Origin of the sequence: Pseudomonas benzopyrenica (genome assembly GCF_036884265.1) — a bacterium.
In the GTDB taxonomy this organism is placed as follows: Bacteria; Pseudomonadota; Gammaproteobacteria; order Pseudomonadales; family Pseudomonadaceae; genus Chryseomonas; species Chryseomonas benzopyrenica.
The window spans coordinates 88,332-114,750 of sequence record NZ_CP145723.1 but is presented as its reverse complement, the minus strand read 5'-3'; the positions used below and the strand labels follow the sequence as shown (position 1 = coordinate 114,750).

Annotated in this window: 34 protein-coding genes; 20 read left to right on the top strand and 14 right to left on the bottom strand. The window is 67.8% G+C overall.

What is annotated here, in order from left to right; translation table 11 throughout:
• Positions 1-84 precede the first annotated feature (84 nt).
• The 6 genes from choX to V6W80_RS00555 all read left to right on the top strand — a co-directional run bounded on the left by choX (position 85) and on the right by V6W80_RS00555 (position 4,852).
• Positions 85-1,020, top strand: a complete 936-nt coding sequence (choX, locus tag V6W80_RS00580; protein WP_338545602.1) for a choline ABC transporter substrate-binding protein — start codon at positions 85-87, stop codon at positions 1,018-1,020.
• A 19-nt stretch (positions 1,021-1,039) separates the two neighbouring features.
• On the top strand, positions 1,040-1,927 hold the full coding sequence (locus V6W80_RS00575; RefSeq protein WP_338545601.1) for a 3-keto-5-aminohexanoate cleavage protein: 888 nt from the start codon (positions 1,040-1,042) through the stop codon (positions 1,925-1,927).
• Positions 1,924-2,868: an L-carnitine dehydrogenase gene (locus V6W80_RS00570; RefSeq protein ID WP_338545600.1), complete on the top strand. Its 945-nt coding sequence runs from the start codon at positions 1,924-1,926 to the stop codon at positions 2,866-2,868. Before V6W80_RS00575 ends, V6W80_RS00570 begins: the two co-directional genes overlap by 4 nt.
• Positions 2,869-2,876: 8 nt before the next feature.
• Positions 2,877-3,347 (top strand): thioesterase family protein, encoded by a 471-nt coding sequence (locus V6W80_RS00565; RefSeq protein WP_187980676.1) that lies wholly within the window; start codon positions 2,877-2,879, stop codon positions 3,345-3,347.
• The gene (locus V6W80_RS00560; protein WP_338545599.1) at positions 3,344-4,333 is read left to right on the top strand and encodes an alpha/beta hydrolase; all 990 of its coding nucleotides are present in this window, start codon (positions 3,344-3,346) and stop codon (positions 4,331-4,333) included. Before V6W80_RS00565 ends, V6W80_RS00560 begins: the two co-directional genes overlap by 4 nt.
• A gap of 267 nt (positions 4,334-4,600) precedes the next feature.
• Positions 4,601-4,852 (top strand): hypothetical protein, encoded by a 252-nt coding sequence (locus tag V6W80_RS00555; RefSeq protein ID WP_017641580.1) that lies wholly within the window; start codon positions 4,601-4,603, stop codon positions 4,850-4,852.
• A 6-nt stretch (positions 4,853-4,858) separates the two neighbouring features.
• On the opposite strand, the gene V6W80_RS00550 is transcribed toward V6W80_RS00555, so the two are convergent.
• The 3 genes from V6W80_RS00550 to V6W80_RS00540 form a co-directional block, all read right to left on the bottom strand.
• Positions 4,859-5,650 carry a phosphatase PAP2 family protein gene (locus tag V6W80_RS00550; RefSeq protein WP_338545598.1) on the bottom strand — a complete coding sequence of 264 codons (792 nt, stop codon included), beginning with the start codon at positions 5,648-5,650 and terminating at the stop codon, positions 4,859-4,861.
• 104 nt (positions 5,651-5,754) lie between these two features.
• On the bottom strand, positions 5,755-6,633 hold the full coding sequence (locus V6W80_RS00545; RefSeq protein WP_338545597.1) for an alpha/beta fold hydrolase: 879 nt from the start codon (positions 6,631-6,633) through the stop codon (positions 5,755-5,757).
• A 1-nt stretch (position 6,634) separates the two neighbouring features.
• Positions 6,635-7,720: a tartrate dehydrogenase gene (locus tag V6W80_RS00540; protein ID WP_338545596.1), complete on the bottom strand. Its 1,086-nt coding sequence runs from the start codon at positions 7,718-7,720 to the stop codon at positions 6,635-6,637.
• A 105-nt stretch (positions 7,721-7,825) separates the two neighbouring features.
• On the opposite strand from V6W80_RS00540, the gene V6W80_RS00535 reads away from it, so the two are divergent.
• From V6W80_RS00535 to V6W80_RS00525, 3 genes are all read left to right on the top strand, one after another.
• The gene (locus tag V6W80_RS00535; protein ID WP_338545595.1) at positions 7,826-8,722 is read left to right on the top strand and encodes a LysR family transcriptional regulator; all 897 of its coding nucleotides are present in this window, start codon (positions 7,826-7,828) and stop codon (positions 8,720-8,722) included.
• A 73-nt stretch (positions 8,723-8,795) separates the two neighbouring features.
• Positions 8,796-9,635, top strand: a complete 840-nt coding sequence (locus V6W80_RS00530) for an AraC family transcriptional regulator (protein ID WP_338545594.1) — start codon at positions 8,796-8,798, stop codon at positions 9,633-9,635.
• 47 nt (positions 9,636-9,682) lie between these two features.
• A complete protein-coding gene (locus tag V6W80_RS00525) occupies positions 9,683-10,267 on the top strand; it encodes a LysE family translocator (RefSeq protein ID WP_059313087.1) in 585 nt (194 codons plus the stop codon).
• Here the strand turns inward: V6W80_RS00525 and V6W80_RS00520 are convergent.
• The gene (locus tag V6W80_RS00520) at positions 10,264-11,172 is read right to left on the bottom strand and encodes a LysR substrate-binding domain-containing protein (RefSeq protein WP_338545593.1); all 909 of its coding nucleotides are present in this window, start codon (positions 11,170-11,172) and stop codon (positions 10,264-10,266) included. The genes V6W80_RS00525 and V6W80_RS00520 overlap by 4 nt on opposite strands.
• A 110-nt stretch (positions 11,173-11,282) precedes the next feature.
• Here V6W80_RS00520 and V6W80_RS00515 point away from each other — a divergent pair, with 110 nt between their 5' ends.
• Positions 11,283-11,885, top strand: a complete 603-nt coding sequence (locus V6W80_RS00515; RefSeq protein WP_338545592.1) for an FMN-dependent NADH-azoreductase — start codon at positions 11,283-11,285, stop codon at positions 11,883-11,885.
• Between the two features lie 357 nt (positions 11,886-12,242).
• On the opposite strand, the gene V6W80_RS00510 is transcribed toward V6W80_RS00515, so the two are convergent.
• Positions 12,243-13,223 (bottom strand): aldo/keto reductase, encoded by a 981-nt coding sequence (locus tag V6W80_RS00510; protein ID WP_338545591.1) that lies wholly within the window; start codon positions 13,221-13,223, stop codon positions 12,243-12,245.
• 119 nt (positions 13,224-13,342) lie between these two features.
• Between V6W80_RS00510 and V6W80_RS00505 the strand changes: the two genes are divergently transcribed.
• Together V6W80_RS00505 and V6W80_RS00500 are read left to right on the top strand one after the other, a co-directional pair.
• Positions 13,343-13,771: an OsmC family protein gene (locus tag V6W80_RS00505; protein ID WP_017641568.1), complete on the top strand. Its 429-nt coding sequence runs from the start codon at positions 13,343-13,345 to the stop codon at positions 13,769-13,771.
• 116 nt (positions 13,772-13,887) lie between these two features.
• Positions 13,888-14,016 (top strand): hypothetical protein, encoded by a 129-nt coding sequence (locus V6W80_RS00500; RefSeq protein WP_017641567.1) that lies wholly within the window; start codon positions 13,888-13,890, stop codon positions 14,014-14,016.
• On the opposite strand, the gene V6W80_RS00495 is transcribed toward V6W80_RS00500, so the two are convergent.
• From V6W80_RS00495 to V6W80_RS00485, 3 genes are all read right to left on the bottom strand, one after another.
• The gene (locus V6W80_RS00495; RefSeq protein WP_160922180.1) at positions 14,013-14,285 is read right to left on the bottom strand and encodes a cupin; all 273 of its coding nucleotides are present in this window, start codon (positions 14,283-14,285) and stop codon (positions 14,013-14,015) included. The two genes, V6W80_RS00500 and V6W80_RS00495, sit on opposite strands and share 4 nt — an antisense overlap.
• 164 nt (positions 14,286-14,449) lie before the next feature.
• Positions 14,450-14,683 carry a hypothetical protein gene (locus V6W80_RS00490; RefSeq protein ID WP_338545590.1) on the bottom strand — a complete coding sequence of 78 codons (234 nt, stop codon included), beginning with the start codon at positions 14,681-14,683 and terminating at the stop codon, positions 14,450-14,452.
• Between the two features lie 65 nt (positions 14,684-14,748).
• Complete coding sequence (locus V6W80_RS00485; RefSeq protein WP_338545589.1) at positions 14,749-15,165, bottom strand: MarR family winged helix-turn-helix transcriptional regulator; 417 nt, start codon at positions 15,163-15,165, stop codon at positions 14,749-14,751.
• Between the two features lie 54 nt (positions 15,166-15,219).
• On the opposite strand from V6W80_RS00485, the gene V6W80_RS00480 reads away from it, so the two are divergent.
• Both V6W80_RS00480 and V6W80_RS00475 read left to right on the top strand, forming a co-directional pair.
• Positions 15,220-16,014, top strand: coding sequence for a siderophore-interacting protein (locus tag V6W80_RS00480; protein ID WP_338545588.1), 795 nt, complete (start codon positions 15,220-15,222; stop codon positions 16,012-16,014).
• The gene (locus tag V6W80_RS00475) at positions 16,011-17,357 is read left to right on the top strand and encodes an MFS transporter (RefSeq protein ID WP_338545587.1); all 1,347 of its coding nucleotides are present in this window, start codon (positions 16,011-16,013) and stop codon (positions 17,355-17,357) included. Before V6W80_RS00480 ends, V6W80_RS00475 begins: the two co-directional genes overlap by 4 nt.
• Here the strand turns inward: V6W80_RS00475 and V6W80_RS00470 are convergent.
• Positions 17,354-18,478: an aminopeptidase gene (locus V6W80_RS00470; RefSeq protein WP_338545586.1), complete on the bottom strand. Its 1,125-nt coding sequence runs from the start codon at positions 18,476-18,478 to the stop codon at positions 17,354-17,356. The two genes, V6W80_RS00475 and V6W80_RS00470, sit on opposite strands and share 4 nt — an antisense overlap.
• Between V6W80_RS00470 and V6W80_RS00465 the strand changes: the two genes are divergently transcribed.
• Together V6W80_RS00465 and V6W80_RS00460 are read left to right on the top strand one after the other, a co-directional pair.
• Complete coding sequence (locus V6W80_RS00465) at positions 18,477-18,899, top strand: hypothetical protein (protein WP_064309091.1); 423 nt, start codon at positions 18,477-18,479, stop codon at positions 18,897-18,899. The genes V6W80_RS00470 and V6W80_RS00465 overlap by 2 nt on opposite strands.
• A gap of 34 nt (positions 18,900-18,933) precedes the next feature.
• Positions 18,934-19,368, top strand: a complete 435-nt coding sequence (locus V6W80_RS00460) for a hypothetical protein (protein ID WP_338545585.1) — start codon at positions 18,934-18,936, stop codon at positions 19,366-19,368.
• A gap of 42 nt (positions 19,369-19,410) precedes the next feature.
• On the opposite strand, the gene V6W80_RS00455 is transcribed toward V6W80_RS00460, so the two are convergent.
• Together V6W80_RS00455 and V6W80_RS00450 are read right to left on the bottom strand one after the other, a co-directional pair.
• A complete protein-coding gene (locus tag V6W80_RS00455; protein WP_017641558.1) occupies positions 19,411-19,587 on the bottom strand; it encodes a hypothetical protein in 177 nt (58 codons plus the stop codon).
• 103 nt (positions 19,588-19,690) lie between these two features.
• Positions 19,691-19,921, bottom strand: coding sequence for a DUF1161 domain-containing protein (locus V6W80_RS00450; protein ID WP_017641557.1), 231 nt, complete (start codon positions 19,919-19,921; stop codon positions 19,691-19,693).
• A 147-nt stretch (positions 19,922-20,068) separates the two neighbouring features.
• Here V6W80_RS00450 and V6W80_RS00445 point away from each other — a divergent pair, with 147 nt between their 5' ends.
• Positions 20,069-20,737, top strand: a complete 669-nt coding sequence (locus V6W80_RS00445) for a hypothetical protein (protein WP_017641556.1) — start codon at positions 20,069-20,071, stop codon at positions 20,735-20,737.
• Here the strand turns inward: V6W80_RS00445 and V6W80_RS00440 are convergent.
• Entirely contained in the window at positions 20,719-21,948 is a 1,230-nt protein-coding gene (locus V6W80_RS00440) for a nucleoside recognition domain-containing protein (RefSeq protein WP_017641555.1), read from the bottom strand. The two genes, V6W80_RS00445 and V6W80_RS00440, sit on opposite strands and share 19 nt — an antisense overlap.
• A 127-nt stretch (positions 21,949-22,075) precedes the next feature.
• Between V6W80_RS00440 and V6W80_RS00435 the strand changes: the two genes are divergently transcribed.
• The 3 genes from V6W80_RS00435 (at position 22,076) to ubiA (ending at position 24,209) form a co-directional block, all read left to right on the top strand.
• On the top strand, positions 22,076-22,645 hold the full coding sequence (locus V6W80_RS00435; RefSeq protein WP_017641554.1) for a DUF2780 domain-containing protein: 570 nt from the start codon (positions 22,076-22,078) through the stop codon (positions 22,643-22,645).
• Positions 22,629-23,186 (top strand): chorismate--pyruvate lyase family protein, encoded by a 558-nt coding sequence (locus V6W80_RS00430; RefSeq protein ID WP_093253668.1) that lies wholly within the window; start codon positions 22,629-22,631, stop codon positions 23,184-23,186. Before V6W80_RS00435 ends, V6W80_RS00430 begins: the two co-directional genes overlap by 17 nt.
• A gap of 75 nt (positions 23,187-23,261) precedes the next feature.
• Positions 23,262-24,209, top strand: a complete 948-nt coding sequence (ubiA, locus tag V6W80_RS00425) for a 4-hydroxybenzoate octaprenyltransferase (RefSeq protein ID WP_178121618.1) — start codon at positions 23,262-23,264, stop codon at positions 24,207-24,209.
• Here ubiA and V6W80_RS00420 read toward each other — a convergent pair.
• Entirely contained in the window at positions 24,194-25,183 is a 990-nt protein-coding gene (locus V6W80_RS00420) for a DMT family transporter (RefSeq protein WP_160922172.1), read from the bottom strand. The two genes, ubiA and V6W80_RS00420, sit on opposite strands and share 16 nt — an antisense overlap.
• A 244-nt stretch (positions 25,184-25,427) precedes the next feature.
• On the bottom strand, positions 25,428-26,381 hold the full coding sequence (locus tag V6W80_RS00415) for a LysR family transcriptional regulator (RefSeq protein WP_017641550.1): 954 nt from the start codon (positions 26,379-26,381) through the stop codon (positions 25,428-25,430).
• Positions 26,382-26,419 lie beyond the last annotated feature (38 nt).

Genomic DNA, 26,419 nt, shown 5'->3' with positions numbered 1-26,419 from the left:
GGGCTGCGCATGCCTGGCAGGCGAGGCGCCTAGGGTAGAAGGCAACCGGCAGTCATCCCCGCCCGCCGCCCCAGGGAGTTCGTCATGCCCAACAAGACCTTTCGCGCCACCCTCCTCGCCTGCGGCCTGCTGGCCGCCACCCTCGGCAGCGCCCGCGCCGCCGATCCCGACAGCTGCCAGACCGTACGGATGGGCATCGTCGGCTGGACCGACGTGGTCGCCACCAGTGCCCTGGCCGAGGTCATGCTCGAAGGCCTCGGCTACGGCGTGAAGCCGACCACCGCCTCCCAGCAGATCATCATGGCGGCCATGGGCGACAAGAATCTGGACGTGTTCCTCGGCTACTGGCAGCCGACCATGCAGCCGGTGGTGCAGCCCTTCGTCGACAAGGGCCAGGTCAAGGTGCTGACCCCGCCGCTGCTGGCCGATGCCCAGTCCACCTTCGCGGTACCTGAATACGTCTACGAGGGGGGCCTGAAGACCTTTGCCGACATCGCCCGCTTCAAGGACAGGCTCGGCGGCAAGATCTACGGCATCGAGCCGGGCAGCGGCGCCAACCGTGGCACCGCCGAGATGATCAAGACCGACCGCTTCGGCCTCAAGGACTTCCAGCTGGTGGAGTCCAGTGAGGCGGGCATGCTCACCGCCGTGCGCCGGGCCGAGAAGCGCAAGGAGTGGATCGTGTTCTTCGGCTGGAAGCCGCACCCCATGAATCTGCAGATCAAGATGCGCTACCTGACCGGCAGCGAAGACGTCTTCGGCCCCAACGAAGGCCAGGCCACGGTCTCGGTGGTGACCACCGCCGACTATCCACAGCGCTGCCCCAACGTCCAGCGCCTGCTCGCCAATCTGCACATGGACAGTGCCGAGGTCAGCGCCGTGATGGCCCCCATCCTGGAACGCACCGCACCCAAGGACGCTGCGCGTGCCTGGCTCAAGAACAACCCGCAACGCCTCGACGCCTTCCTCCAGGGCGTGACCACCCGCGCTGGCCAGCCCGCCGCTGCTCTCCAGCTCTGATCGCCCAAGGACAGACCCCATGAACACCGATGTCATCGTCACCTGCGCCCTGACCGGGGCCGGTGATACCGTAGGCCGCAATCCCCATGTCCCCGTTACCCCGGCGGAGATCGCCGCGGCTGCCCTGGAAGCGGCTCGCGCCGGCGCCACCGTGGTGCACGCCCATGTGCGCGACCCCGCCACCGGCAAGCCCAGCCGCGACGTGGCCCTCTATCGCGAGGTGGTCGAGCGCATCCGCGAGGCGGACGGCGAGATCGTCATCAACCTCACCGCCGGCATGGGCGGCGACCTGGAGATCGGGCCGGGCGAGACGCCCACCGACTTCGGGCCCGGCTCGGACCTGGTCGGTCCCCTCACCCGCCTGTTGCATGTCGAGGAATTGCGTCCGGACATCTGCACCCTGGATTGCGGCACCCTCAACTTCGGCGATGGCGACTTCATCTATGTCTCCACCCCCGCGCAACTGCGCGCCGGGGCCAGGCGCATCACCGAACTGGGGGTGAAGGCCGAGCTGGAGATCTTCGACACCGGTCACCTCTGGTTCGCCAAGCAGCTGCTCAAGGAGGGGCTGCTGAAGGATCCGCTGTTCCAGCTGTGCCTGGGCATTCCCTGGGGCGCCCCGGCCGACACCACCACCATGAAGGCCATGGTCGACAACCTGCCGGCGGGCGCCTGCTGGGCCGGCTTCGGCATCGGCCGGATGCAGATGCCCATGGCCGCCCAGGCCATGCTGCTGGGCGGCAACGTCCGTGTCGGCCTGGAAGACAATCTCTGGCTGGACCGGGGCGTCCACGCCACCAACGGCAGCCTGGTGGAGCGGGTCATCCAGATCATTGAACGGCTGGGCGGGCGCGCCCTGAGCCCCGCCGAAGGGCGGGACCGGATGCAGCTGGGAGGTGCCCGATGAGCGCCGTCTTCGCCGCCCTCGGCACCGGCGTGATCGGTGCCGGCTGGATCGCCCGCGCCCTGGCCCGCGGCCTTACGGTGCGCGCCTGGGACCCGGCGCCCGGCGCCGAGGCCGCCCTGCGCACCCGCCTGGCCAATGCCTGGCCGGCGCTGGAGGCCCAGGGCCTGGCAGCCGGCGCCAGCCTGGAGCGCCTGAGTTTCCATACCGATCTGGACGCCGCGGTCGCCAGCGCCGACGTCATCCAGGAAAGCGCCCCCGAACGCCTGGAACTCAAGCGCGAACTGCATGCCCAGGTCAGTCGCGCGGCACGGCCCGACGCCCTGATCTGCTCCAGCACCTCGGGCCTGCTGCCCAGCGACTTCTATGCCGAGGCGCTGCACCCCGAGCGCTGCCTGGTAGGCCATCCGTTCAATCCGGTCTATCTCCTGCCACTGGTGGAGGTGGTGGGTGGCAGCCATACCTCGGCGGCCAACCTGGCGCGCGCCGAGGCCTTCTATCGCGAGTTGGGCATGCGACCGTTGCGGGTGCGCAAGGAGGTGCCCGGTTTCATCGCCGATCGCCTGCTCGAAGCCCTGTGGCGCGAGGCCCTGCACCTGGTCAACGACGGGGTCGCCAGCACCGGCGAGATCGACGACGCCATTCGCTACGGCGCCGGGCTGCGCTGGTCGTTCATGGGCACCTTCCTGACCTACACCCTGGCCGGCGGCCCAGCGGGCATGCGCCACTTCATGCAGCAATTCGGCCCGGCGCTGAAGCTGCCCTGGACCTATCTGGAAGCCCCTGAGCTGACCGACGGCCTGATCGACGCCGTGGTCGAGGGTACCCAGGCCCAGCAGGGCGACCTGGAACTGGCGGCGCTGGAGCGCTATCGCGACGACTGCCTGCTGGCGGTGCAGGCGGCCATCGCCGACTGCAAGACGCGCCACGGGATTCGGGACTAGGAGCGGCCATGATCATCCATCGCACCGCGGTCGCACCCGAGTGGGTCGACTACAACGGCCACCTGCGCGACGCCTACTACCTGCTGATCTTCAGCCACGCCAGCGACGCCCTGATGGACGCCATGGGCCTGGACGCCGCCGGCCGCGCCGCCAGCGGGCACTCGCTGTTCACCCTGGAATGCCACCTCAACTTTCTCCATGAGGTGAAGGCGGACGCCCAGCTGGAGGTGCGGGTGAGATTCCTGGCGCTGGACGCTAAGCGGCTGCACCTGCACTTCGGCCTCCATCACCAGGGCCAGGCCGACCTGCTGGCCGCCTCCGAGCAACTGCTGCTGCACGTTCATCTGGACGGGCCCCGCTCCGCGCCCTTCGCGCCACGGGTGCACGACTGGCTGGCGACCCGGCTGGCGGCGCAGCGGGACGAGCCCTGGCCGGAGCATGTCGGACGGGTCATCGGCCTGCCCCCGCCCCGCCCATGAAGGCGCCGCCGCTGTCGGCGGACATGGCCGCCTTCGTCTCGGCCAGCCAGACCTTCGCCACCCAGGATGCGGACATCACCGCACAGCGCCAAGCCTATGCGCGACTTTGCGCCACCCTGGCACCGGCGGATTACCAGGGCTTGGCGGTCAGCGATCACCGCGCCGGTGGGGTACCGCTGCGGCTGGTGGCACCGCCAGGCACCCACGCCAACCACCCCGCCCTGCTCTATCTGCACGGCGGCGGCTGGATGCTCGGCGATCTGGATTCCCACGGCTTTCTCGCGGCGCGCCTGGCGCGGCGACTGGGGCTGGCGGTGCTGCTGGTGGACTATCGCCTGGCGCCGGAGCATCCCTATCCTGCCGCCCTGGACGATGCCCGGCAGGCCTGGGACTGGCTGCAACGCCAGGCCCCGGCACTGGGGTTGGACGAGCGCCGGCTGGCGGTGGCCGGCGACAGTGCTGGCGGCACTCTCGCCGCGGCCCTGTGCCTGGCGCTGCGCCAACAGTGTCGCGCCCAGCCGCGGGCCCAGGCACTGATCTATCCCGCGCTGACGGATCGGGGGCTGCCCAGCGAGCGCCATCAGGCCCAGGCACCGCTGCTGAGCGCGACCGACTGGCGGGCTTGTCTGGATGCCTATCTGCCCCGCCCGGAAGATCGCCGGGATCCCCTCGCCTTGCCGCTGCAGGCTGGCGATTTCAGCGGGCTGGCGCCCGCCCTGGTCGCCGTGGCGCGGCGCGATCCTCTGGCTGACCACGGCCGCGCCTATGCTGCCGCCCTGCGCGCGGCGGGTAACTCCTGTCGGCTATGGGAGGGCGCCGGCCTGCTGCACGGTGCACTGCGCGCCCAGGGCAAGCGCGCCGAAGCCCTGCGCTGTGCCCTGGAGCGCTTTCTCGGCGGCGAACTGGGCTTGGTACCCGCGGCCAACCTGTCAAAAGACAAAAAAAAACCTCAACCGCTGGAGACGGAAGAGGTTCAAACGCCCTGATGGGCCTCAGTGTGTAACCGTGGATTGCTCGGCTCTGGAGGCGAACAACCGCAAAATATCGTGGATAGGGCGCATTCTAACGGCGAACGTCGGTTTTGACCCTGCGGCAGATTGTCCAGGCAGGGCGTCGTAATAAACCTACATTGCCTGGCTGGCCGGCGAGGCGCTTTCCAAAAACGACATCGGGCTATGCGGCGACGCCAGCCTGGCTTGCCGTCTGCGACGCCAATGGGAGAATCCAGGCATTCCACCTGAGAGGGCACTGCCATGATGATCGCCGACTTGATCGACCAGGACGACTTCCGCGACCGCCTGCGTGCGCTGGGTTTCAACGTGACGCCCGCGGCAACCGCGGACGAGGCCTGCCGCCAGGCGGTGACGGGCCTCAACCAGGAACGCGCCCAGGCCCTGCGCCAACTGATCCAGGAGTTGCTGTCCGGCAGCGCGGCGCTGCTGCCGGCGGTACGCCAGGCCATCGACCAGCAATTGCTGCCGGCCCTGGCTCAGGCGCGCGCCTAACGCATCCTAGGGTCGCAGCAGACTCAGGCGGCCCAGCACCGGTAGCCGTCCCAGGCCACGCAGGGGTGGCGTCAGCAGACGTTCACCCCTGTGGGCGAGCCCCGCTGCAAGCGGGGTATGCAGGCCCAGGCTGATGACGCCCAGGGCCAGCGCCAGGCCGCCGATGTAGTCATCCGAACCCCAGTGGGCGCCAGCCACCAGGCGCGGCAGCATGAACAGCACCGCCAGCGCGGCCACCACCAGGCGGCGTCCGCCGCGGGTGAAGTGCGCCATGAACAGCGCCCAGAGCAGCAGCACCGAGGCGTGGTCGCCGGGAAAGCTGGCGCCGGACCTGTCCTTCAATTCCCAACCATGCTCCAGCCCGGGAAAGCGATCGCTGAGCAGATAGGCGCCCGGGAGCACGTCGGACGGGCTGGAATGCTGCAGGCCCCAGGCTTCGATGCCCTTGGTCAGCAGGGTTCGCACGATCAGCAGGATCACCAGCAGGCCGATGAAGGTCGCCAGCGCCGGCCGTACCTGATGGGTCGGATAGGCCCAGCCGCCGCGAACCAGCAAGGCCAGCAGCACCAGGCCAACCAGGGCATCCACCGGTCGCAGGCTGAAGAAGGTCCAGAGATAGAGCCAGGCGGTGGAATGCGCCAGAGGGGTATTGAGAACATGGAACAGCCCGGCATCGAAAGTCAGCAACTGGGTACGAACGGTGGGAATGAGCCAGAGCAGCAGCAGGCCCAGAGCCAGAGCCTGGCACAGCGCCAGGCGACGCCACTGCCAGGTGGCGGTGAAGAGGGGAGCGTTCATCGAGGTCTCTTTTCACGAAAATTTCACGAATAGACCGACTCGACCTCGATGACGTCACACTTTGTTACAGCCAGATGACGCAACACTCCTTTGCGATCATCGACTCAACCAAAGAAGGCCAGCGCTTCTGCCACGACCAGATCCGGTAATTCCTCCGCCAGGTAATGGCCACCCGGCAAGGCGCAACCACTGACCTGGGTGGCCACCTGACGCCATTCGGCCAGCGGATCGAAGCAGCGCCCGACGGTGCCTTCGGCGCCCCAGAGCACGCGGAGTGGCAGCTCCAGCCGGCGCCCGGCATCCAGGTCGGCCTGGTCGTGCTCCAGGTCGATCCCGGCACTGGCGCGGTAGTCCTCGCAGATGCCCCGGGCGGTGCCAGGCAGGCTCAGGCAGCGCAGGTATTCGGCCAGCACTTCCGGTGGAAAGGGGGCCAGGCCGGCACTGCGCGTACCCATCACGCCCTTGAGATAGCCTTCCGGATCGGCTTCGATCAGCCGCTCCGGCAACGGCGCCGGGCGAATCAGGAAGAACCAGTGCCAATAGGCGCGGGCGAAGGCCTCGTCGGTCTGCCGATACATGGCCAGGGTCGGGGCGATGTCCAGCAGCATGAGCCGCTCCACCGCCGCGGGATGATCCAGCGCCAGGCGATGGGCGACCCGGGCGCCGCGGTCGTGGGCCAGCACGGCGAAGCGCTGGTGGCCCAGCAGGCGCATCAGCGCGACGTTGTCCCCCGCCAGGGTGCGCTTGCTGTAGGCCTCCGTGCCCGCGTCGGGCTTGGCGCTGTCGCCATAGCCGCGCAGATCGGCGGCCACCAGGGTAAAGCGCTCGGCCAGCCGCGGCGCCACCTTATGCCACATCACATGGGTCTGGGGATGGCCGTGGAGCAGCAGCAGCGCCGGGCCCTGACCGCCGACGCGGTAATTGATCTCGACGCCGCCGACGTTCAGCCGCCGCTGTTCGAAGCCCGCAAAGAGGCCGTCCATCTCAGGCCAGAGCCGCGGCGATGGCCTGACCCAGGCTTTCGGTGTTGCCCTGGCCGCCGAGGTCGCGGGTCAGGGGCGCCTGTTCGGGACCCTGGCGCAGCACGGCCTCGATGGCCGCCACCACGGCAGCGCCGGCGTCGGCATGGCCGAGATGCTCCAGCATCATGGCGCCACACCAGATCTGGCCGATGGGATTGGCGATGCCGCGGCCGGCGATGTCCGGCGCCGAGCCGTGCACCGGCTCGAACAGACTGGGGAAATTGCGTTCCGGGTTGATGTTGGCCGAAGGCGCGATACCGATGGTGCCGGTGCAGGCCGGGCCCAGGTCGGAGAGGATGTCGCCGAACAGGTTGCTGGCCACCACCACGTCGAACCAGTCCGGGTGCAGGACGAAGTTGGCGGTGAGGATGTCGATGTGGAACTTGTCCACTGCCACGTCTGGATAGGCCTTGCCCATCTCCTCCACGCGCTTGTCCCACCAGGGCATGGTGATGGCGATGCCATTGGACTTGGTGGCCGAGGTCAGTTTCTTGCGTGGCCGCTGCTGGGCCAGGTCGAAGGCGAACTTGAGGATGCGGTCGGTGCCGTGACGGGTCATGACCGTTTCCTGGATCACCACCTCGCGTTCGGTACCCTCGAACATGATGCCGCCGACACTGGAGTACTCGCCCTCGGTGTTCTCGCGCACCACATAGAAGTCGATGTCGCCCGGCTGGCGATTGGCCAGGGGCGCCTTGACCCCGGGCATCAGCCGGCAGGGCCGCAGATTGACGTACTGGTCGAAGCGACGGCGGAATTGCAGCAGCGAGCCCCAGAGGGAGATGTGGTCGGGCACCACGTCCGGCCAGCCGACGGCGCCGAAGTAGAGGGCGTCGTAGTCCTTGAGCGTCTCGAACCAGTCGTCCGGCAGCATCTTGCCGTGGGCCTGGTAGTACTCGGCGCTGGCGAAGTCGAAATGGTCCCACTGCAGGTCGATACCGAAGCGCTGGGCGGCGGCGTCCAGCACGCGGATACCTTCGGGCATGACTTCCTTGCCGATGCCGTCACCGGCGATGACCGCGATCTTATGGGGCTTGGACGCTTGCATGGGCTTTCTCCGGCAGTCTGGGTGGGATGGACCCAGTGTAGTCCTGCGGCAGAGGCGTACAATCCCGCCAAAGGGAAAGCCATTCTTAACCTGGGATCAAGAATCTTGTCCGCCGACGACCTCGCCTTCTTCGTCCGCCTGGCCGGCCACCCCAGCCTGACGGCCGCTGCCCGGGAGCTGGGCCTGTCCCTGGCGGCGGTCAGCAAACGACTCTCCGCGCTGGAGCGTCGGCTGGGTGTGCAACTGATCCGCCGGACTACCCGGCGGCTGGACCTGACGCCGGAGGGCCTGCGCTACCTGGAAGGCGCCCGTCCGCTGCTGACCCAGCTGGAAGACCTGGAGGCCGCAGTCGGCCGGCCCGACGCGCCCCTGAGCGGGGCGCTCAATCTCAATGCCACCTTCGGCTTCGGCCGCCGCCACCTGGCACCGCTGCTGTCGGACTTCGCCCGCCGCCATCCGCAACTGGAGCTCAATCTGCATCTCTCCAGCCATCCGGTGAACCTGCTGGAGGGTCCCTTCGACCTGGACATCCGCGTCGGCGAGCCACCCGACGCCCGGGTCATCGCCCACCGCCTGCTGGATAACCGTCGCCTGCTCTGCGCCGCCCCCGCCTACCTGGCCCGGGCCGGCGTGCCGGAAAGCGTGGCGGACCTGGCGCGGCACAATTGCCTGGTGCTGCGCCAGGACGCGGGCGACTACGCCGTCTGGCGCTTCACCAAGGCCGGCCAGCACTTCGCCCAGAAGGTGCGCGGCAGTCTCAGCAGCAACGATGGCGAGGTAGTGGTGCGCCTGGCCCTGGAGGGCCATGGGCTGATCCTGAGATCGGAATGGGACGTGGCCGAGCTGATCGCCAGTGGCGCCCTGGTGCCAGTGCTGACCGATCATGAGGCGCCGGCTGCAGCCATCTATGCGGTACACCGCCAGCAGCGCCATGTGCCGCGTCGGCTTTCCGAACTGATCCGCCATCTGGCGCAGGAGCTGCCCGCGCGGCTGGGGCGCTAAGGCTGCACGAATCTTCCAGACCGACATCAGGTCAGTAATTAGACTGGAAAGCCCAAAAGCCCCTTCTCTCGCCATGGCCGACGATCACTGGATCCAGTTGCAGCAGGACGCCGACACCGGCATCGAGACCCTGCGCGCCCATTTCGAGGGCCATGCCTATGATCTGCATTGGCACGACGCCTATCTGGTGGGCTACACCGAGCAGGGCCTGCAGCAATTCCACTGTCGGGGCCAGCGCCACCTGAGTACCCCGGGGCAGGTCTTTCTGCTGGAGCCTGGCGAGTTGCACGACGGCCAGGCGCCGGAAGCCGAGGGCTTCACCTATTCCATGCTCTACCTCGATCCCCAGTGGCTGGCGCGCGAGCTGCAGGGCCTGCACGGTGAGGCCCGGCCGCTGGGCGAACCGGGCTTCGCCCGTACCCTGGTGGACCAGGCCGAACTGCACCGCGCGGTGGCCTGGGCCCATGAGGTCCTGAGTCGTCCGGAATTGCGCATCGTCCGCCAGAGCGCCCTGGACGCCCTGCTGCTGCGCCTCCTGCCGCACCTGCAATGGCGGGCGCCCCAGGCCGGCGATCCACGGCTGCCCCAGGTGGCCTTGCGCGCCCGCGACTTCCTGCAGGCCCATCACCACGAGGACATCGGTCTGGAGGAACTGGCCCAGGCCGCTGGCGTCGACAGATTCCGCCTGACCCGCGCCTTCAAGGCGGCCTTTGGGTTGGCGCCCCATGCCTATCTAGTGCAGCTGCGCCTGTCGCGGGCGCGCCGCCTGCTGGCCGACGGCCTGTCGCCGGCGGAGACCGCCGCCGCCCTGGGCTTCGCCGACCAGAGTCACCTGGGTCGCTGGTTCCGCCGCGCCTATGGCCTGACCCCGGCGGCCTATCGCGCGCGCTGCTCGAATCTTCCAGACCGCTAGCGGCAAGGCTTGCGACCCTGGTGGCTCAGTCCTTCCAGGAGTCTCCCATGTCCCTGCTGCCCTTCCTGCTGTTCGCCCTGGTCGCCTCCATCACCCCCGGGCCGACCAATGTGCTCATCCTCGGCCACAGCGCTCGCCACGGCGCCCGGGCCAGTCTGCCGCTGGTGCTGGGCGGCAGCCTGGGCGCGGTGGCCCTGGTCCTGGTGGTGGGTTTCGGTCTCGGCCAGACCCTGGCCCGACATCCCGACTGGCAGCGCGGCCTGGCCTGGGCCGGCGTGCTCTGGCTGAGCTGGCTGGCCTGGCAACTGGCCCGTGCCGGCGCGCCCGCGGTCACGGATGACAGCGCCCGCCTGGGATTCGGCGGCACCGCCGGCCTACAGGTGCTCAACCCCAAGAGCTGGAGCATGGCGCTGGCGGTGGTCACGGTCTATGCCGAGCCCGGCGCCGACCTCTGGCGGCAGGTGCTGGTCCTGGCCTTGGTGTTCCTGCTGGTGTCCGTGCCCTGCCTGGGTCTCTGGGCGCTGCTCGGCCGGGTCGCGGCGCGCAGCCTGAGATCGCAGCGCGCCTGGCGTGGTTTCAACCTGGGGATGGCGGCGCTGTTGCTCGTCTCGGCCTGGGCGACGGTGGTCTAGACCGGCGCACTGCCCTGATCGCGGAAGTTCTCTTCCAGGTGCTCCAGCCAGGCGCGCACCGCTGGCAGTTGGCCACGGCGGTGCGCATAGGCCGCCTGGAGATGGCCACCGGGGATCGACCAGTCCGGCAGCAGGCGTTGCAGGCGGCCCTCGGCCAGCTCGGCCTGACAATAGGGCAATGGCAGCAGGGTATAGCCGAGCCCGGCCAGGGCGGCGGCCTTGCGCACGCCGAAGTCATCGATGCCCAGACGCGCTTCCAGTATCAGCTCGCGACGTTCGCCCTGAGGTCCTGCCAGACGCAGGTGTACCTTGCGATCCACCTCCAGGGCGCCCAGCAAGGGTAGGCCTAGCAAGGCCTCCGGGGTATCCAGCCGTCGCCCGGCGAGCAGTTCGGGTGCCGCCACCAACACCACGGAAGCTTGGCGCAGCCGCCGCACCACCAAGCCTGGCTCTTCGTCGTCGACGTCCCGCACGCGCATGGCGACGTCCACCCCTTCGTTGATGATGTCCACCCGCCGGTTGACCAGCAGCATGTCCAGCTGCACCTGGGGATAACGGGTAAGAAACCGCGTCACTACCTCGGGAAGATACTGCTGCGCCAGGGCCACCGGGCAGGACACCCGCAGCGGCCCACGCGGCTCGCTGGACAGGCTGGCGGCGGTTTCGGCGGCGCTTTCCGCCTCACGCAACAGCGCCTGGCAGTGCACCAGATAGCGCTCGCCCAGGGTGGTGAGGGTCAGGGTGCGGGTGGTGCGCTGCAACAGGCGCGCGCCCAGCCGAGTCTCCAGCTCGGCGATACGGCGGGACAGCCGCGACTTGGGAATGCCCAGCAGCCGCCCGGCGGCGGCGAAGCCACCGGCTTCCACCACCTTGGCGAAATAGGCGAGGTCATTGAGGTCTTGCATGGGTGATTGTCCTATCCATGGGACGAAGCATCGCATTTTAGCTGGCTAATCAGCTGATCGTCTTATCGGTAGTCTGGGCTCATCGCATCGAACCCTACAGGACTACCGTCATGAAACTCTTGCACATCGATTCCAGCATCCTCGGCGATCATTCCGCCTCCCGCGCCTTGACCGCCAAGGTCGTTGACGCGCTCAAGGCCGCCACGCCGGGTCTGGAGGTGATCTACCATGACCTCGCCCACGACGCCCTCGGGCACTTCTCCGGCGCCAGCCTGGCCGCTGGGGCCACCCCGGCCGAGCAGCGCAGCGCCGAACAGCGCGACGAAGCCGAGCGCAATGCCCGCGCCCTGCAGGAATTCCTCGCCGCCGACGTACTGGTGCTGGGTGCGCCCATGTACAACTTCACCATTCCGACCCAGCTCAAGGCCTGGATCGACCGCATCACCGTGGCCGGTACCACCTTCCGCTACAGCGAAGCCGGTCCGGAAGGCCTGTGCGGCGACAAGAAGGCGATCATCGTCGCCACCGCGGGCGGCATCCATGCCGGCAAGCCCACCGGCATCGCCCACGAGGACTATCTACAGCTGCTGCTGGGCTTTCTCGGGATCACCGACATCCAGATCGTTCGCGCCGAAGGCCTGGCCTATGGCGACGAAGCCAAGAACGCGGCCCTGGCCAGCGCCGAGCGGCAGATCGCCGACCAGTACGCCTGAGTTCGAGCACCCTCACCCCCGACCTCTCTCCCAGAGGGAGAGGGGAGCTAGCTACTCCTCGCGCTTGGGCAGGGCAGTTCGCTAAATCGAAGGCCGGGTAAAGCGGCCCTTACCCTCGACCCCTCTCCCAGAGGGAGAGGGGCTAGCTACTCCTCGCGCTTTGGCAGGGGCAGTTCGCTAAGTCCAAGGCCGGGTAAAGCGGTTCTCACCCCCGGCCCCTCTCCCTGAGGGAGAGGGGAGCGAGAGCCCAAAGATCAAGCTTCGTGGCGACCTGAGCGCCGGGGATCATTCCTCGCGCCATCCTGCTCTTCCCCCTCTCCCTCCGGGAGAGGGCCGGGGTGAGGGCCAGCCCCCGGCTCAGCTGAACCCCACCACCGGATGCGGCACATAGGGCGCTTCCAGGGCGGCGATCTCTTCGTCGCTCAGGTGCAGCTCCAGCGCCGCCACCGCGTCTTCCAGATGCTGCGGCTTGGACGCGCCGACGATGGGCGCGTCGATGCCCGGCTTCTGCAGCAGCCAGGCCAGCGCCACCTGAGCGCGCGGTACGCCGCGGACTTCGGCGATGCGGGCTACGGCGGCGACGATCTGCCGATCGGATTCCTCGCTGGCGGTATAGAGGGTCTTGCCGAAGGCATCGCTTTCGGTACGCGCCGTGCTGGCGTCCCAGTCGCGGGTCAGGCGACCACGGGCCAGCGGGCTCCAGGGGATCACGCCAATACCGGCATCGCGGCACAGCGGCAGCATCTCCCGCTCCTCTTCGCGGTTGAGCAGGTTGAGGTGGTTCTGCATGGTGGCGAATCTGGTCCAGCCATGGCGCTCGGCGGTGTGCAGCGCCTTGGCGAATTGCCAGGCGTACATGCTGCTGGCGCCGATGTGCAGCGCCTTGCCGGCCTTGACCACGTCGTGTAGGGCCTCCAGGGTCTCCTCGATGGGCGTGTGATAGTCCCAGCGATGGATCTGGTAGAGATCGACATAGTCGGTGCCCAGGCGCTGCAGACTGGCGTCGATGGCGGCGAAGATGGCCTTGCGCGACAGGCCGCCGACATTGGGTCTGTCACGCAACGGGAAGTACACCTTGGTCGCCAGCACGATCTCCTCGCGCACGGCGTTGGCCTTGAGGAAGCGGCCGACGATCTCTTCGCTGGTGCCGTCGGAGTAGCTGTTGGCGGTGTCGAAGAAGTTGATGCCCAGATCCAGGGCCTTCTTTAGCAGCGGCTGGCTCTGATCTTCCGGCAGGGTCCAGGGGTGATTGCCGCGCTCGGGCACGCCATAGGTCATGCAGCCGAGGCAAAGGGGCGAGATCTTCAGACCGGTGCAGCCGAGAGTGCGATAGTTCATGGGGGCCTCCAGGGATGGTCGAAAGAGGTTGACCACGCAGTTCCCGGATCGACTGCAACGAACTTACCGGCTGCCGCCTGGTTCTAGATGGATTCCTAACCTACAACAGGAGACGCTCCATGAAGAAATATGCTTCCGCGGTCTGGCAAGGCGGTCTGAAAGATGGCAAGGGCCATATCTCCACCGAGAGCGGCGCGCTCAAGGACAATGCCTACGGCTTCAACACCCGTTTCGAAGGCACGCCGGGCACCAATCCCGAAGAACTGATCGGCGCGGCCCATGCCGGCTGCTTCTCCATGGCCTTCTCCATGCTGCTGGGCCAGAACGGTCTGACCCCCGAGCGGATCGAGACCAAGGCCGACGTCACCCTGGACAAGGTCGGTGATGGCTTCGAGATCACCACCATCGATCTGACCATGAAGGCCAAGATCCCCGGTGCCACCCAGGAACAGTTCACCACCATCGCCAACCAGGCGAAGGAAGGCTGCCCGGTGTCCAAGGTGCTCAAGGGCGCCAAGATCAACCTGAACGCCACGCTCGAAGGCTAAGGGTCTGAGGCGTCTGCCGATGCCGCTCCGGCATCGGCAACACCCTGTTCCAGAGCCTGTTCGCCGAGCTGTCCGCAAGTCGCTAGACTGCTCCGACCCCGCTTTCGGAGAGTACGATGAACGACTCCATCTTCATGACCCTCTTTTCCATCCTCGCCGTGTTGCTATTGGGCGGCGGCATCTACGGTTGCGTGATCCTCAACCGCCAACGCAAGGACATCGAGAAGAACGACAGCGAAGGCTAGGCCGGTCGCCGACCTGCCAGGTAACGCACGCCCGTGGGGCCGAAGACCTCGGAATGCGTCTCCTGGGCGGCGAGCTGAAAGATGTCACCGACGCCGTAGTGGCGTTCGCCAGCGGCGCTACGGATACGCAGCTCACCTTGGATTACCAACGCCCTGGCTTCGAAGGGGTGGGCATGGGGTTCCAGCCTGCCCAGGGCATCGCGCTCGACCAGTACCGGTGGCTGGAAACCCTCGCGGGCAAGTTGCTCGATGAAGGTGGCCTGGTCCATGGGTGCTCCTGACGCCAAGAAGGGATGATCAGCGCCCAGGCTAGGCGCCTCACCTCTTCGCAGCCAGTGCAAAGGCACTATGAGGAGCCCTGGCTTTGGCTATGGCCAGCTTCGAGGCAAGGACGCCATGGATACCTCGGCCAGCCGAGGTTCCACGTGGAGCATCAGCGCTCCAGCTTGCGCTCGACCTCGGCGTTCTTGCGCTTGAGCGCGTCGGCTTCCTGTTCCTTGGTCTTGATATCGGTGGGCGTGAGGACCTTGTCGATGCCATCGGTCGGCGTCGATTCCGGCTGCTCCATGTCTTTCTTCACCACATCCACGGGGCGTCCCGCTTCATCGAGCGCGGGTTCGTTGGGTGGGGTCTTGCCCAGGTGGGCATCGGAACGCTGGTCACTCATGGCAGGCTCTCCTCGATAGGGTCCTTCTTTCGAGCGCAACGACCGCCACGGAGTTCGCCCGCCGCTCAACGACGAATACGGACGCGCTCCAGATAGGCCAGCAGTTGCGCCTGCTCGGTCGCATCCAGGGGCGCGAAGACCGCTTCCAGCCCCTGGGTCCGGGGCGCCTGGGCCTGATCCAGGGCCTGGCGCCCCTGCTCGGTCAGGTGCACCAGCAGAGCGCGGCGATCCTGGGGATGGGGCTCGCGGCGGACCAAGCCGTCACGCTCCAGGGCGTCGAAGGCATCGGTCAGGGTGCGTGGCGCATGGCGCAGTTGTTCGGCGACCTCGCCCGGGCGGCAGGGCCCCAGGCGTTCCAGCACCTTGAGCACCTTGTAGCGGGCAAAGGAAAGTCCAGAGGCCTTGAGGGTCTCATCCAGTTGTTGGCGCATCTGCCGTTTCAGATCCATCAGGGCTTCGGCAATGGCGGCGGCGGTTGACATGACAACTACTTACCTCGAATATAGTGAGGAACCTCAATGAATGGTACCTCCGCAATGGCGACATCTTTTCACAGCCGCGAGGGCGATGCCAGTGCCCCTCACCTGTTCCAGCGCGTGCGCTTCGACCTCAAGCGCCGCTGGGCGACCGTCGTTCGCCGCGAAGCGCTCGGTGGTGACCTCCTGCGCTTGACCTTTGGCGGCAGCGACCTGGCCGACTTCCAGAGCGCGGCCTTCGACGAGCACGTGAAGCTGTTCGTCCCCGCCGACACCACCCCGATCCGCGCCGCTAGCCCCGAGCAGCTGGTCGGTCGGCACTACACGCCGCGCCACTACGACGCCGCGCGCGGCGAGTTGGCCATCGACTTCTATCTGCATGAAGCCGGGGTGCTGACCACCTGGGCACGCCAGGCGCAGCCCGGTGCCGAGCTGATCATCGGTGGCCCCAAGGGTGCCCTGGTGCCACCCGAGGACTTCGACTGGTACCTGCTGGCCGGCGACGAGACCGCCCTGCCCGCCATCGCCCGCCGCCTGGAGCAACTGGCCGCCAGCGTCCGCGTTCAGGTCGTCGCCGAAGTGGCCCGCCCCGGCCTGGAAATCGCCCTGCCTACCGCCGCCGCCGCCGATATCCGCTGGGTCTATCGCGAAACCGAGGCCGATGCCCTGGTGCAGGCCCTGGAGCAGCTGAAGTTGCCCGCGGGCGAAGGCTATGCCTGGATCGCCGGTGAGGCGACCCAGGCCCGCGCCGCGCGTCAGGCGCTGCTGGCCAAGGGTCTGCCGCGGGACTGGGTCAAGGCCGCCGGCTACTGGAAGCTCGGCGAGAGCGACCAGCATGTGAAGGTCGAGGATTGACTACCAGCGCCCCCCTCGCCGATGGCCTGCCGCGACCCCGACGCTACCGGGCGGTCGCCGCCCTGCTGCTGGCCATCAGCATGACGGTGCTGGACAGCGGCATCGCCAACCTGGCGTTGCCCACCATCGCCGAGGCCCTGGATGTGTCCGCCGCCGCGGCGGTGTGGATCGTCAGCGCCTACCAGCTGAGCCTGGTCGCCCTGCTGTTTCCGCTGTCCGCGGTGGCCGAGCGGCTGGGCCTGCGTCCGGTATTCGCCACTGGCGTCGGCATCTTCGGCCTGGCCTCCCTGGGCTGCGCCCTGGCGCCGGATCTGGCCAGCCTGGTGGCTGCCCGAGCGCTGCAGGGGGTCGGCGCCGCCGCCATCATGTGCGTCAGCGCCGGCATCGTGCGGCTGTCCTATCCACGCGCCCGCCTCGGGCGGGGCATCGCCATCAACGCCCTGTGCGTAGCCCTGGGTTCGGCGGCCGCGCCCAGCCTGGGCGCGGCCATCCTGGCGCTGGGCGGCTGGCCCTGGCTGTTCGCGATCAACGTACCCCTGGCCATCCTGGTCGGCCTACTAGTGCGCAACCTGCCCGACAGCCCCCACGCGCAACGCCGTCTCGATCCCGTCAGCGTGCTGCTCAACGCCCTGCTGTTCTGCGCCGGCATCGGCGGTCTGGAGCGGCTCGGCGGCGCGCCGCTGCAGGGGGTGGCCCTGTTGTTGCTGGCCGCGGCCAGCCTGGGGCTGCTGGTGCGCCGCGAGCGCGGCCTGCCGGCGCCCCTGCTTCCGGTAGATCTGCTGGGGCTGCCGGCCATGCGCCATTCGGTGCTGGCCTCGGTCTGCTCCTTTGCCGCGCAGATGCTCTGCTTTCTCGCCCTGCCCTTCTATCTGCAGCACCAGCTCGGGCTGGTGCCCTTGCAGGTGGCCCTGCTGATGCTGGCCTGGCCGCTCACCGTGGCCGTCTCGGCGCAGGTGGCCGGGCGGCTGGCCGACCGCCATCCGCCGCAGCGGCTGTGCATGCTCGGGGGGCTGGGGATCGCCCTGGGGCTGGCGGCCGCCGCGGTGATGCCGCTGGAACACTCCACCACGCTGCTGGTTCCCTGCCTGATCGTCGGGGGTATTGGCTTCGGCTTCTTCCAGGTGCCCAACAACAGGATCATGCTGACCGCTGCCCCGCTTGGTCGCAACGGCGCCACCGGCGGCGTCCAGGCGACCGCGCGCCAGACCGGCATGGCACTGGGGGCCGCGGCCCTGGCGTTGCTGCTGCATCTGGATGCCGGGCTGGCCCCGCGCCTGGGACTGGCCCTGGCGGCAGCGCTGGGTCTGGTCGCTGCCTGGTCCAACTGGCGAGCGCCGCGCTAGGACTGCGGTGTTGCCGCCTGGCCGAGCAGCGCCTTGAGCGCCTGCTCGCGTTCGGCCGCCGGACGCTCGCTCAATAGCCGTACCCGGTGGAAGAAGGCCGGCCAATTGCCTGGGTGCTGTGCATAGAGCGCGGCAAAGGCCGGCACCCACTGTTCGTACAGGCCATAGGGCACCAGCCGCGCGTTGTTGAGTGGCTGGCTCATCCAGCCATCGAAGCGACGCTCGTCACGCCAGGCCGGGGTGGCGCGCAGGCGCTGATAGTCAGCACGCAATTGGGCGAAACGCCGGGCCTTGGCCGCGCGCATAGCCACCGACACCAGCGGCTGGGCATAGAGCCTGGCCAGGTCGTCGCGGGTGGTCAGCAGCAGGGCGCGAAATTGCTGGTAGCGGGCCTCGCGCCCAGCGTCCGGCGGCGGCAGGCCACGACTGGCGCGCCATTGTCGCAGACCTTCGCCCTCGACGAAGGTGGCGTAGGATTCGTTGAAGGCAGTATCGCCCGGCAGGTAAAAGCGCTGGTGGGCCAGCTCGTGGAAGATCGTGGCCGCCACCTGGTCGTCGTCCCAGCGCAGCATGCTGCTGAGCAGCGGATCGCTGAACCAGCCCAGGGTCGAATAGGCCGGCACGCCGCCGACGTAGGTGTCCTGACCCTGCGCCTGCAGCCGCTGCGCCTCAGCTCGGGCCTTGGCTTCCCGGTAGTAGCCGCGATAGGCCACGCAACCGGCGATGGGAAAGCAGTGGGTGGTGGGTCGGGTGGAGAATTCGGCGGTGGCGAAGACATTCCACAGCACGAAGGGTCGCTTGAGTTCGACGAAACCGCGATAGCTGGCGTTGTCCGGCAGAGCCAATTCGGCACTGGCGAAGCGTCGAGCCCCCGCGGCGGCAGCGAGGCGTTCGCGCAGGGCGACGGGCCGCGCGGGATCTGCGACGACCGTCGCAATGGGCTCGCGATCACGGATCAGCGCCCACTGGCCCTGTACCATCTGAGCGTAGTACCCGACCGAGGTACAACCGCTCAGTCCGATCAAGAGGGACAGCAGCGCCAGCCAACGGCTCGCGCGTTGCGCAGGCAGGGTGCCTGACTGGGTGGCGCACCCTTCCCTGCCCGGAGTTGTAGCCGTCATGCGTAGACTGTGCCTGCTGTTGCCTGTGCTGTTCCTGGGGGGCTGTTCCCTGTGGCCGTTGCCCAAGCCCGATCCGGCGCAGGCCTGGATCGATCTGGACAGCGACGGCAAGGCCAAGCTGGAAGCCCTGCGCGCCGATCGCAAGGATCTCGAAGACAAACGCTACTTCCAGGTCTGGCCAGGAAACCACGATCTGCAGGTACGCTACCAGTTCGAGGTGCAGCCCACCAACATCGGCGCCCAGGTGGCCGATCCGCTGGCGCGCACCTGCCTGGTGACCCTCAACTACAAGGCCTTCGCCGCGGGCGAGCGCTATCGCCTGGAAGCCGGCCAGACCGGTTGGCGACCCTGGGCGCGCCTCTATGACGAACGCAACCAGGAAGTGGCGCGCAGCACTGCCAGTCGTTGCGGCGACGTGTAGACTCGGCTGATCTCCCTGTCGCGAGTCGCCATCCATGCGTCTGCGCCTGCTGCTTCCTCTGCTGCTGCTGCTCGGCGGCTGCACCACGCCGCTGCCCCCGGTCGATCCCCAGCAGGCGTGGGTCGATCTGGAGCTGCGCGAACCCGCGGTAGGCGCCTCGCTGCTGGCCGAGTCCCAGGACGGCAGACGTCTCGACGACGGCCGCTATTTCCAGCTCGCCCCCGGCAGCCACAGCCTCAAGGTGAGCTATCGCTACGAACTCTATGGCGGCGGTGGCTTCGGACCACGTTTCGGCTGGAACGAACCTCTGCAGATCCAATGCTATCTGGAACTGGACTACGGGGATTTCCAGGCCGGCCGGCGCTATCGACTGGCGGCCGAACACACCTTCGGCCAGGGCGAGATCACCCTTTACGACGGCCAGCGCGAACTGGTGAGCTCCCAGCGGGGCATCTGCTCGCCCTTCTGACCCCCGTCGCCAGGGAGGGCGAGCGGGTCAGCCCAGGACCCGCTAGGCGGGTACGCTGACCCAGTCATCCTGATCGCGATCCTGGCTACGACGCGCGACCGGGCGACCCTTCTGCTCGCGCAGCTGGCGACTCATGCGCAGGAAATCCTCGCGTTCCATCCAGCGCGGCGCGGGCTGGGCAAGGGACAGAGCTTGGCGAATCCGGGCGAACGGCGACATGGCATTACCCTCTTGGCTAAATACTGTATGCGCAAACAGTACTAAGCCAAGCGCAACTGTACAAGCATCCAGCGGATGAACGGTTCGTCCTCCGGGCCGAGGATCAGTCGTTGCGCTGATAGAGGATCTTGTGGGTACCGTTGGCGCAGCTGCCCACCACCATGTTGGGATCGCGTACCTCGGCGTTGGGAACCGCTTCGAGGGTATAGGCGGTCACCCCGGCCGACTGGATCTTGACCTCGATCTCGGCCTTGAGCTGGTCGCAGGAGAGGGGTTCGGCCAGCGCAGCCGTGCTCAACAGGGCGGTACAGCAGAGTAGCGATAGACGCAGCATGGCGATTTTCCTTGGCGTGATGACCTCTCAGGCTTGGACGCCCGAGCTGTGGCGATGTTCTCAGCGCGATCCTTTGGCCAGCGAAGCGGTGGAACCTGGAACCCGAACGGTCTTTCCGATGGTCATTCCTTGCCGTGAAGTGCCCCCATGTTCCAGTGGTTGAAAGACAACTCTCAAGTCCTCACGCTCTTCGCCCAGTGCTGCACCCTGGGCGTCTGGGTGCTCTATGCCCAGCTCTTGCTCAACAACTACAAGCGCCAGCGCCAGCCGCGCCTGATCATCAACCGCGGCGCCGGCAAGGGCGTGGGCGCCCTTTGCCTGCTGTCGAACATGAGCGCCGAGCCGGTGTTCATCAACCAGCTCACGGTGATCCTCAAGACCAACCGCGAGACGCTCTACACCGATGTCACCGATATCCGCGAGAGCGGCCAGGATGACTTCGATCCCGATCTGGTGCTGGGCGAGGCGACCCACCAGGGACCGCTCAACACCGGCGACTTCACCCACATCGGCACCTTCCAGGGCCTGATCCGCCGCGCCGCCGAGCACAACGGCCTGACCCTGGACAACCACCGGCCGCCCGAGGGCTGGGTGTTCGAGGGCCTGGAGATCCGCGCGGTGGCCTTCTATGGCTCGGATCACGATCCCATCGGGGTGCGCCGGCGCTTTCGCCTGGGCCAGCACGACGGCAACTATTGTGCGCTGATCGCCGAGGACTGGCAGACCCAGCAGCTGACCTCGCGCCGTCAGCGGCGCATGGTGCAAAACGACTGGATGGTCGACATGGAACCCAAGGCTCAGCCAAAGAACCAGTAGCAGATCAGGATCGATGCCGTGACCCCGGTGAATTCCGCCAGCAGGGCGCAGCCCACCGCATGGCGGGCGCGCTGGATGCCCACCGCACCGAAGTACACCGCCAGCACATAGAAGGTGGTCTCGGTACTGCCCTGGATGGTGGCCGCTACCAGCGCCGGAAAGCTGTCCACGCCATGGGTCTGCATGGTCTCGATCAGCAGGGCGCGGGCGGCGCTGCCGGAGAAGGGTTTGACCAGCGCGGTGGGCAGGGCCTCGACGAAGCGGGTGTCCCAGCCGAGAAAGGTCACTGCATGGCGGATGCCTTCGAGAATGGCCTCCAGGGCGCCGGAGGCGCGCAGCACCCCCACCGCGCAGAGCATGGCCACCAGGTAGGGCAAGAGCGACTTGGCGACGTCGAAACCTTCCTTGGCGCCTTCGACGAAGGCTTCGTAGACCGGCACCTTGCGCAGGGCGCCCAGGATCATGAACGCCAGGATGATGCCGAACAGGGTCAGGTTGCCGAGCAGCGATGACAGTCCGGCCAGCGCCGTGGCGGTCAGGGTGAAGAGAAAGGCGACGAAGACGCCAAAGGCCAGGGCGCCCCCGCCGATCCAGGCCAGCACCACCGGATCCCAGAGTTTCAGCCGCTGCATGAAGGCCACAGAGAACAGCCCCACCAGGTTGGCGCAGGTGTGGGCCAGCAGGATCGGCAAGAACACCAGGGTCGGATCCGGCGCGCCCTGCTGGGCGCGATACATGAACACCGTCACCGGCAGCAGCGTCAGCGAGGAGGCGTTGAGCACCAGGAAGAGGATCTGCGCATTGCTCGCGGTGGTGCTGCTGGGGTTGAGCTCCTGCAGCGCGCGCATGGCCTTGAGGCCGATGGGGGTGGCGGCGTTGTCCAGGCCCAGGCCGTTGGCGGCGAAGTTGAGGGTGATCAGCCCCAGTGCCGGATGACCGCGCGGCACCTCGGGCATCAGCCGGGCGAACAGCGGGCCGAGCAACCGCGCCAGGGCGTCCACCAGTCCGGCCTTCTCGGCGATGCGCAGGATGCCGAGCCAGAGGGTCAGGGTGCCGAACAGCAGCACCATGACCTCCACCGACAGCTTGGCCATGGCGAACAGGCTCTCCACCATGGCGGCGAAGACCCCGGCGTTGCCAGCCACCAGCCACTGCCCGAAGGCGCTGATCCCGGCGACGATGAAGAAGCTCAGCCACAACCCGTTGAGCATCGGTGTTCTCCCGGCAAAACGGCGATGATAACCGTAGCGTCCGCTCCCTGCAGGGACGTCGTTCAGGCGGTGGTCATCGCTGTCGGGTTATTCTCTGACCTTTCACGCAAGCTGCTGGAGTCCGCCCATGCGTCTGTCCGTTCTCGCCCTGCCGCTGGTGCTCGCCGCCAGCCCGGTCTTCGCCTTCAACCTCAACGACGCCGTCAACGCCTACAACAGCGCCAATGGCAACAACAACGCCAAGGCCACCGCCGCGGCGGCCGCCACGCCCCAGGCCCAGGGCCTGCTGCAGGCCCTGACCACCCAGCTCAATGTCACCCCGCAGCAGGCGGTGGGCGGCACCGGCGCCCTGCTCGGCCTGGCCAAGAATCAGCTGGTGGGCAACGACTATCGCCAACTGGCCAAAGCCGTGCCGGGACTGGACCAGCTGGCCGGCGCCAACGCCACCGGCGGCCTGGCGCAACTGGGTGGGCTGGGCAGTCTGCTCGGCGGGGGTGGCCAGGACGCCAAGCAGAGTCCGCTGGGCAGCCTGCTGGGCAATGTCGACAGCCGCCAGGACGTCGACAAGACCTTCAACGCCCTGGGCATGAACAGTGGCATGACCAGCCAGTTCGCCCAGGTGATCCTCGGCTATCTCGGCAAGCAAGGCACCCAGCCCTCCCTGCTGAGCACCCTGGGCAATGTCTGGGGCCTGTGACGGCGCCCCGCGCTGGCTGACCCACGTGGCGGCCAGCCAGGCGCCGGATTACCGGGAGGCACCGCTCGGCTGGCTCTATGCAGACCGTGGTTCCCTCACCGAACGGCTGACCGCCCTCAGTGGCGGGCGCTTCGCCGTCGAGGTGATCGCCCAGGGCTGGCAGCCCCTGCGCCTGGACGAGTGCCAGGCGCTTGAGGTCCCGGCGGCCAGCCCCGGCTGGGTGCGCGAGGTCTGGCTGCGTGGTGGCGGCGAGGCCTGGGTCTTCGCCCGCAGCGTGGCGGCGCGCACGGCCCTGGAAGCGGCGGATTTCGATCTGGCGGCGCTGGGCGAGCGGCCCCTCGGCCACTGGCTGTTCCAGGCGCCGGCCTTCGTTCGCGGGCCGCTGGAGGCCTGTCGCTATCCGCTGACCTGGCTGCCCGCAGGGGCGGCAGCAACGCCCTGCTGGGCCCGGCGCTCGGTGTTCAGGCGCGGCCCCCTGGCGATCCTGGTGGGCGAGGTCTTCCTGCCGGCCTTCTGGCCCCACGCCAGGCGCGAAGGCTAGCCGAATCATCAGCGTGGCAGCGTTGGCGCCACGGGGCCCCTATAATCGTCGGGCCCTTCGCCACGCAGTCGTCCGATGAAAAAGCACGCCTCCCGCCCCCGTGATCGCCGTCCTGCCGCCCCCCGCGGCCCCGAGCCCAGTGCCCGGGTCATCGCCACGCGCCCGCGTCGCGAGCGCATCTGGGACTTCGTCCAGCTGACCCGACTGGACCGGCCCATCGGCATCTATCTACTGCTCTGGCCCACGCTCTGGGCGCTGTGGATCGCCGCCGAGGGCGTGCCGAGCCTGAAGAATCTGCTGATCTTCGTGCTCGGCGTGGTGCTGATGCGCTCGGCCGGCTGCGTGATCAACGACTTCGCCGACCGCAACTTCGACGGCCACGTCGCCCGCACCAAGAATCGCCCCCTGGCCACCGGACGCATCTCGCCCAAGGAGGCCCTGCTGTTCTTCGCCGTGCTGGTGCTGCTCAGCTTCGGCCTGGTGCTCTGCACCAACGCCACCACCGTCTGGCTGTCCTTTGGCGCGCTCGGCGTGGCGGCGCTCTATCCCTTCATGAAGAGATACACCTACTACCCCCAGGCGGTGCTGGGCGCGGCCTTCTCCTGGGGCATGCCCATGGCCTTCACCGCCGAGACCGGCGAGCTGCCGGCGGCGGCCTGGCTGCTGTTCGTCGCCAACGTGATCTGGACGGTGGGCTACGACACCTACTACGCCATGGCCGACCGCGAGGACGATCTCAAGATCGGGGTGAAGTCCACCGCCATCCTGTTCGGCGATGCCGACCGGGTGATCATCGCCACCCTCCAGGGCCTCACCCTGCTCTGCCTGGCGCTGGCCGGCGGTCGCTTCGGCCTGGGCCTGCCCTTCTACCTGGGCCTGGTGGTGGCGGCCGGCTGCTTCGCCTGGGAATTCCACGTCACCCGCAATCGTGATCCCCTGGTGTGCTTCAAGGCCTTCCTGCACAACCACTGGGCGGGTCTGGCGATCCTCGTCGGGATCATCGCCGACTACGGGCTGCGCTGAGCCGGGGTGCCCGCGGCGGCATCGGCCACCACCTCCGGCAGCGCCTCGGGCTGCGCTGCCGGCACCGCCCGGGCCTGCTTGGCCTTGGACGCCTTGCGGCTCTGCTGCCAGGCCACCGCCAGGCCGCTGGCACAGATGATGAGGATGCCGATCAGCGCGCCGCTGTCCGGTACATGGCCGAAGACGAAATAGCCGATGATGCCGGCGGTGACGATCTGGCCATAGCTGAAGGGCGCCAGCAACGCCGGTGGCGCGTAGCGGAAGGCCTGGGTCAGCAGCAGATGACCGGACATGCCGAAGAAGCCGAGCAGGGCCAGCATGAAGCCGTGGCCCAGGGTGGGTATCTCCCAGAAGAAGGGCACCACGCTGCTCAGCACCAGGGTGTTGATGATGCCGGTGAGGAAGTTGCTGGTGGTGGGGCTGTCGATGCCGCTGAGCAGGCGCGTCAGCAGCTGGTAGAGGCCAAAGCACACCGCCGAGCAGACCGGCAAGAGCACCGCCGGAGTGAACAGCTGGCCGCCCGGCCTGACGATGATCAGCACCCCGATGAAGCCGGCCAGCACCGCCGCCCACTGGCTGCGGGTCACGGTCTCCTTGAGCAGCGGCACCGACAGCGCCGTCACCATCAGTGGGGCGAGAAAGTTGACTGCGGTGGCCTCGGCCATGGGCAGGTAGCGCAGCCCGGTGGTGAAGAACAGGCTGCAGCCGATCAGGCACAGCGCCCTGAGCACCTGCAATCCCGGCCGCTTGGTGCGGATCACCGCCAGCCCCGAGCGCGGGATGAAGATGCCCATCATCAGCAGGGTGTGGGAGAGGTAGCGGGCCCAGACCACCATGACCACCGGATAGAAGCCGGACAGGTACTTGGAGAGGGCATCGTGGGAGGCGAACAGCCAGACCGCGAGACAGATCAGGGCGATGCCCTTGAGCGGCTGGTCGGCGAATCTCAGAGTGGGTCCTGCTTGGGCGCTCATTGGACTCCCGTGGTACTGACGGCGGTCCCTGACCGCCTGCGTGATCCGGCCGTCCTGCACGGCGGTCCGTCGGCATGGCCACCGACTTCGGGACATGGACCTCGACGCGAGTGGAGCGTGCCGTCGAGCAGCCGTCCTGTCGCCCTCAGGACCGCAATACCGGGCGATATTTCAATAGCTTACTAACTATGACCCGGCACGCAGCCGGGTCTCTCCCGAGCTTAGTCCAAGCGCCCCGTCGAGCTCAATGCGATTGTCCGACGACTTCGCTGACAGCGCGCACGAAGGCCTCGTCCGCCTCCAGCGCGCCGGGGATCTGTTCGCGCAGATAGGCCACCCAGGTACGGATCTTGGCATCCAGGTACTGCCGCGAGGCATAGAGGGCATAGGCGTTGAGCCGCTGCAGGCGATAGGCCGGCAGCACCCGCACCAGGCTGCCGTCGCGCAGGCCGTCCACTGCCGAATAGAGCGGCAGCACACCAATGCCCAGGCCCTGGCGCAGGGCCTCGGTCATGGCGTCGCCGACATTGACCTGGAAGGGGGTCTCGCCGATGCGATAGGTTTCCGGGCCGTTGGGACCTTCGAAGTGCCAGCGGTCGAAGGACACCACCGGGCTGATGAATCTCAGGCAGGCGTGGTTGGCCAGCTCCGCCGGCGTCTGCGGCTGGCCGTGTTCCTGCAGATAGGCGGGCGAGGCGCAGAGGATGCTGTAGGTGTGGCCGATCTGCTGGGAGACGAAGCCGGAATCGGGCAACTCGGCCGCCACCACGATGGCCAGGTCGAAGCCCTCCTCCAGCAGATCGGGGATACGGTTGGCCATGGTCAGGTCGAAGCGCACCTCGGGATGCAGGGCGCGATAGCCGGCGATGGCGCGGATCACATAGTGCTGGCCGATGCCGGTCATGCTGTGCACCCGCAGCCGTCCCTCGGGCCGGGCCTGGGCATGCCCGGCCTCGGCTTCGGCTTCCTCGACATAGGCGAGGATCTGCTCGCAACGCGCCAGGTAGCGCTGGCCGGCCTCGGTCAGGGCGATGCGTCTCGTGGTGCGGTGCAACAGCCGGGTACGCAGATGGGTTTCCAGATGGGCCACCGCCCGGGAGACATGGGCGGTGGTGGTCTGCAACGTCTGGGCCGCGCCGGTAAAGCTGCCGCTTTCCACCACGGCGACGAAAACGCGCATGTTGTGCAGGGTGTCCATGCCGCCTCGACAGTCTGACGAAAGCGCCATTTTCCACA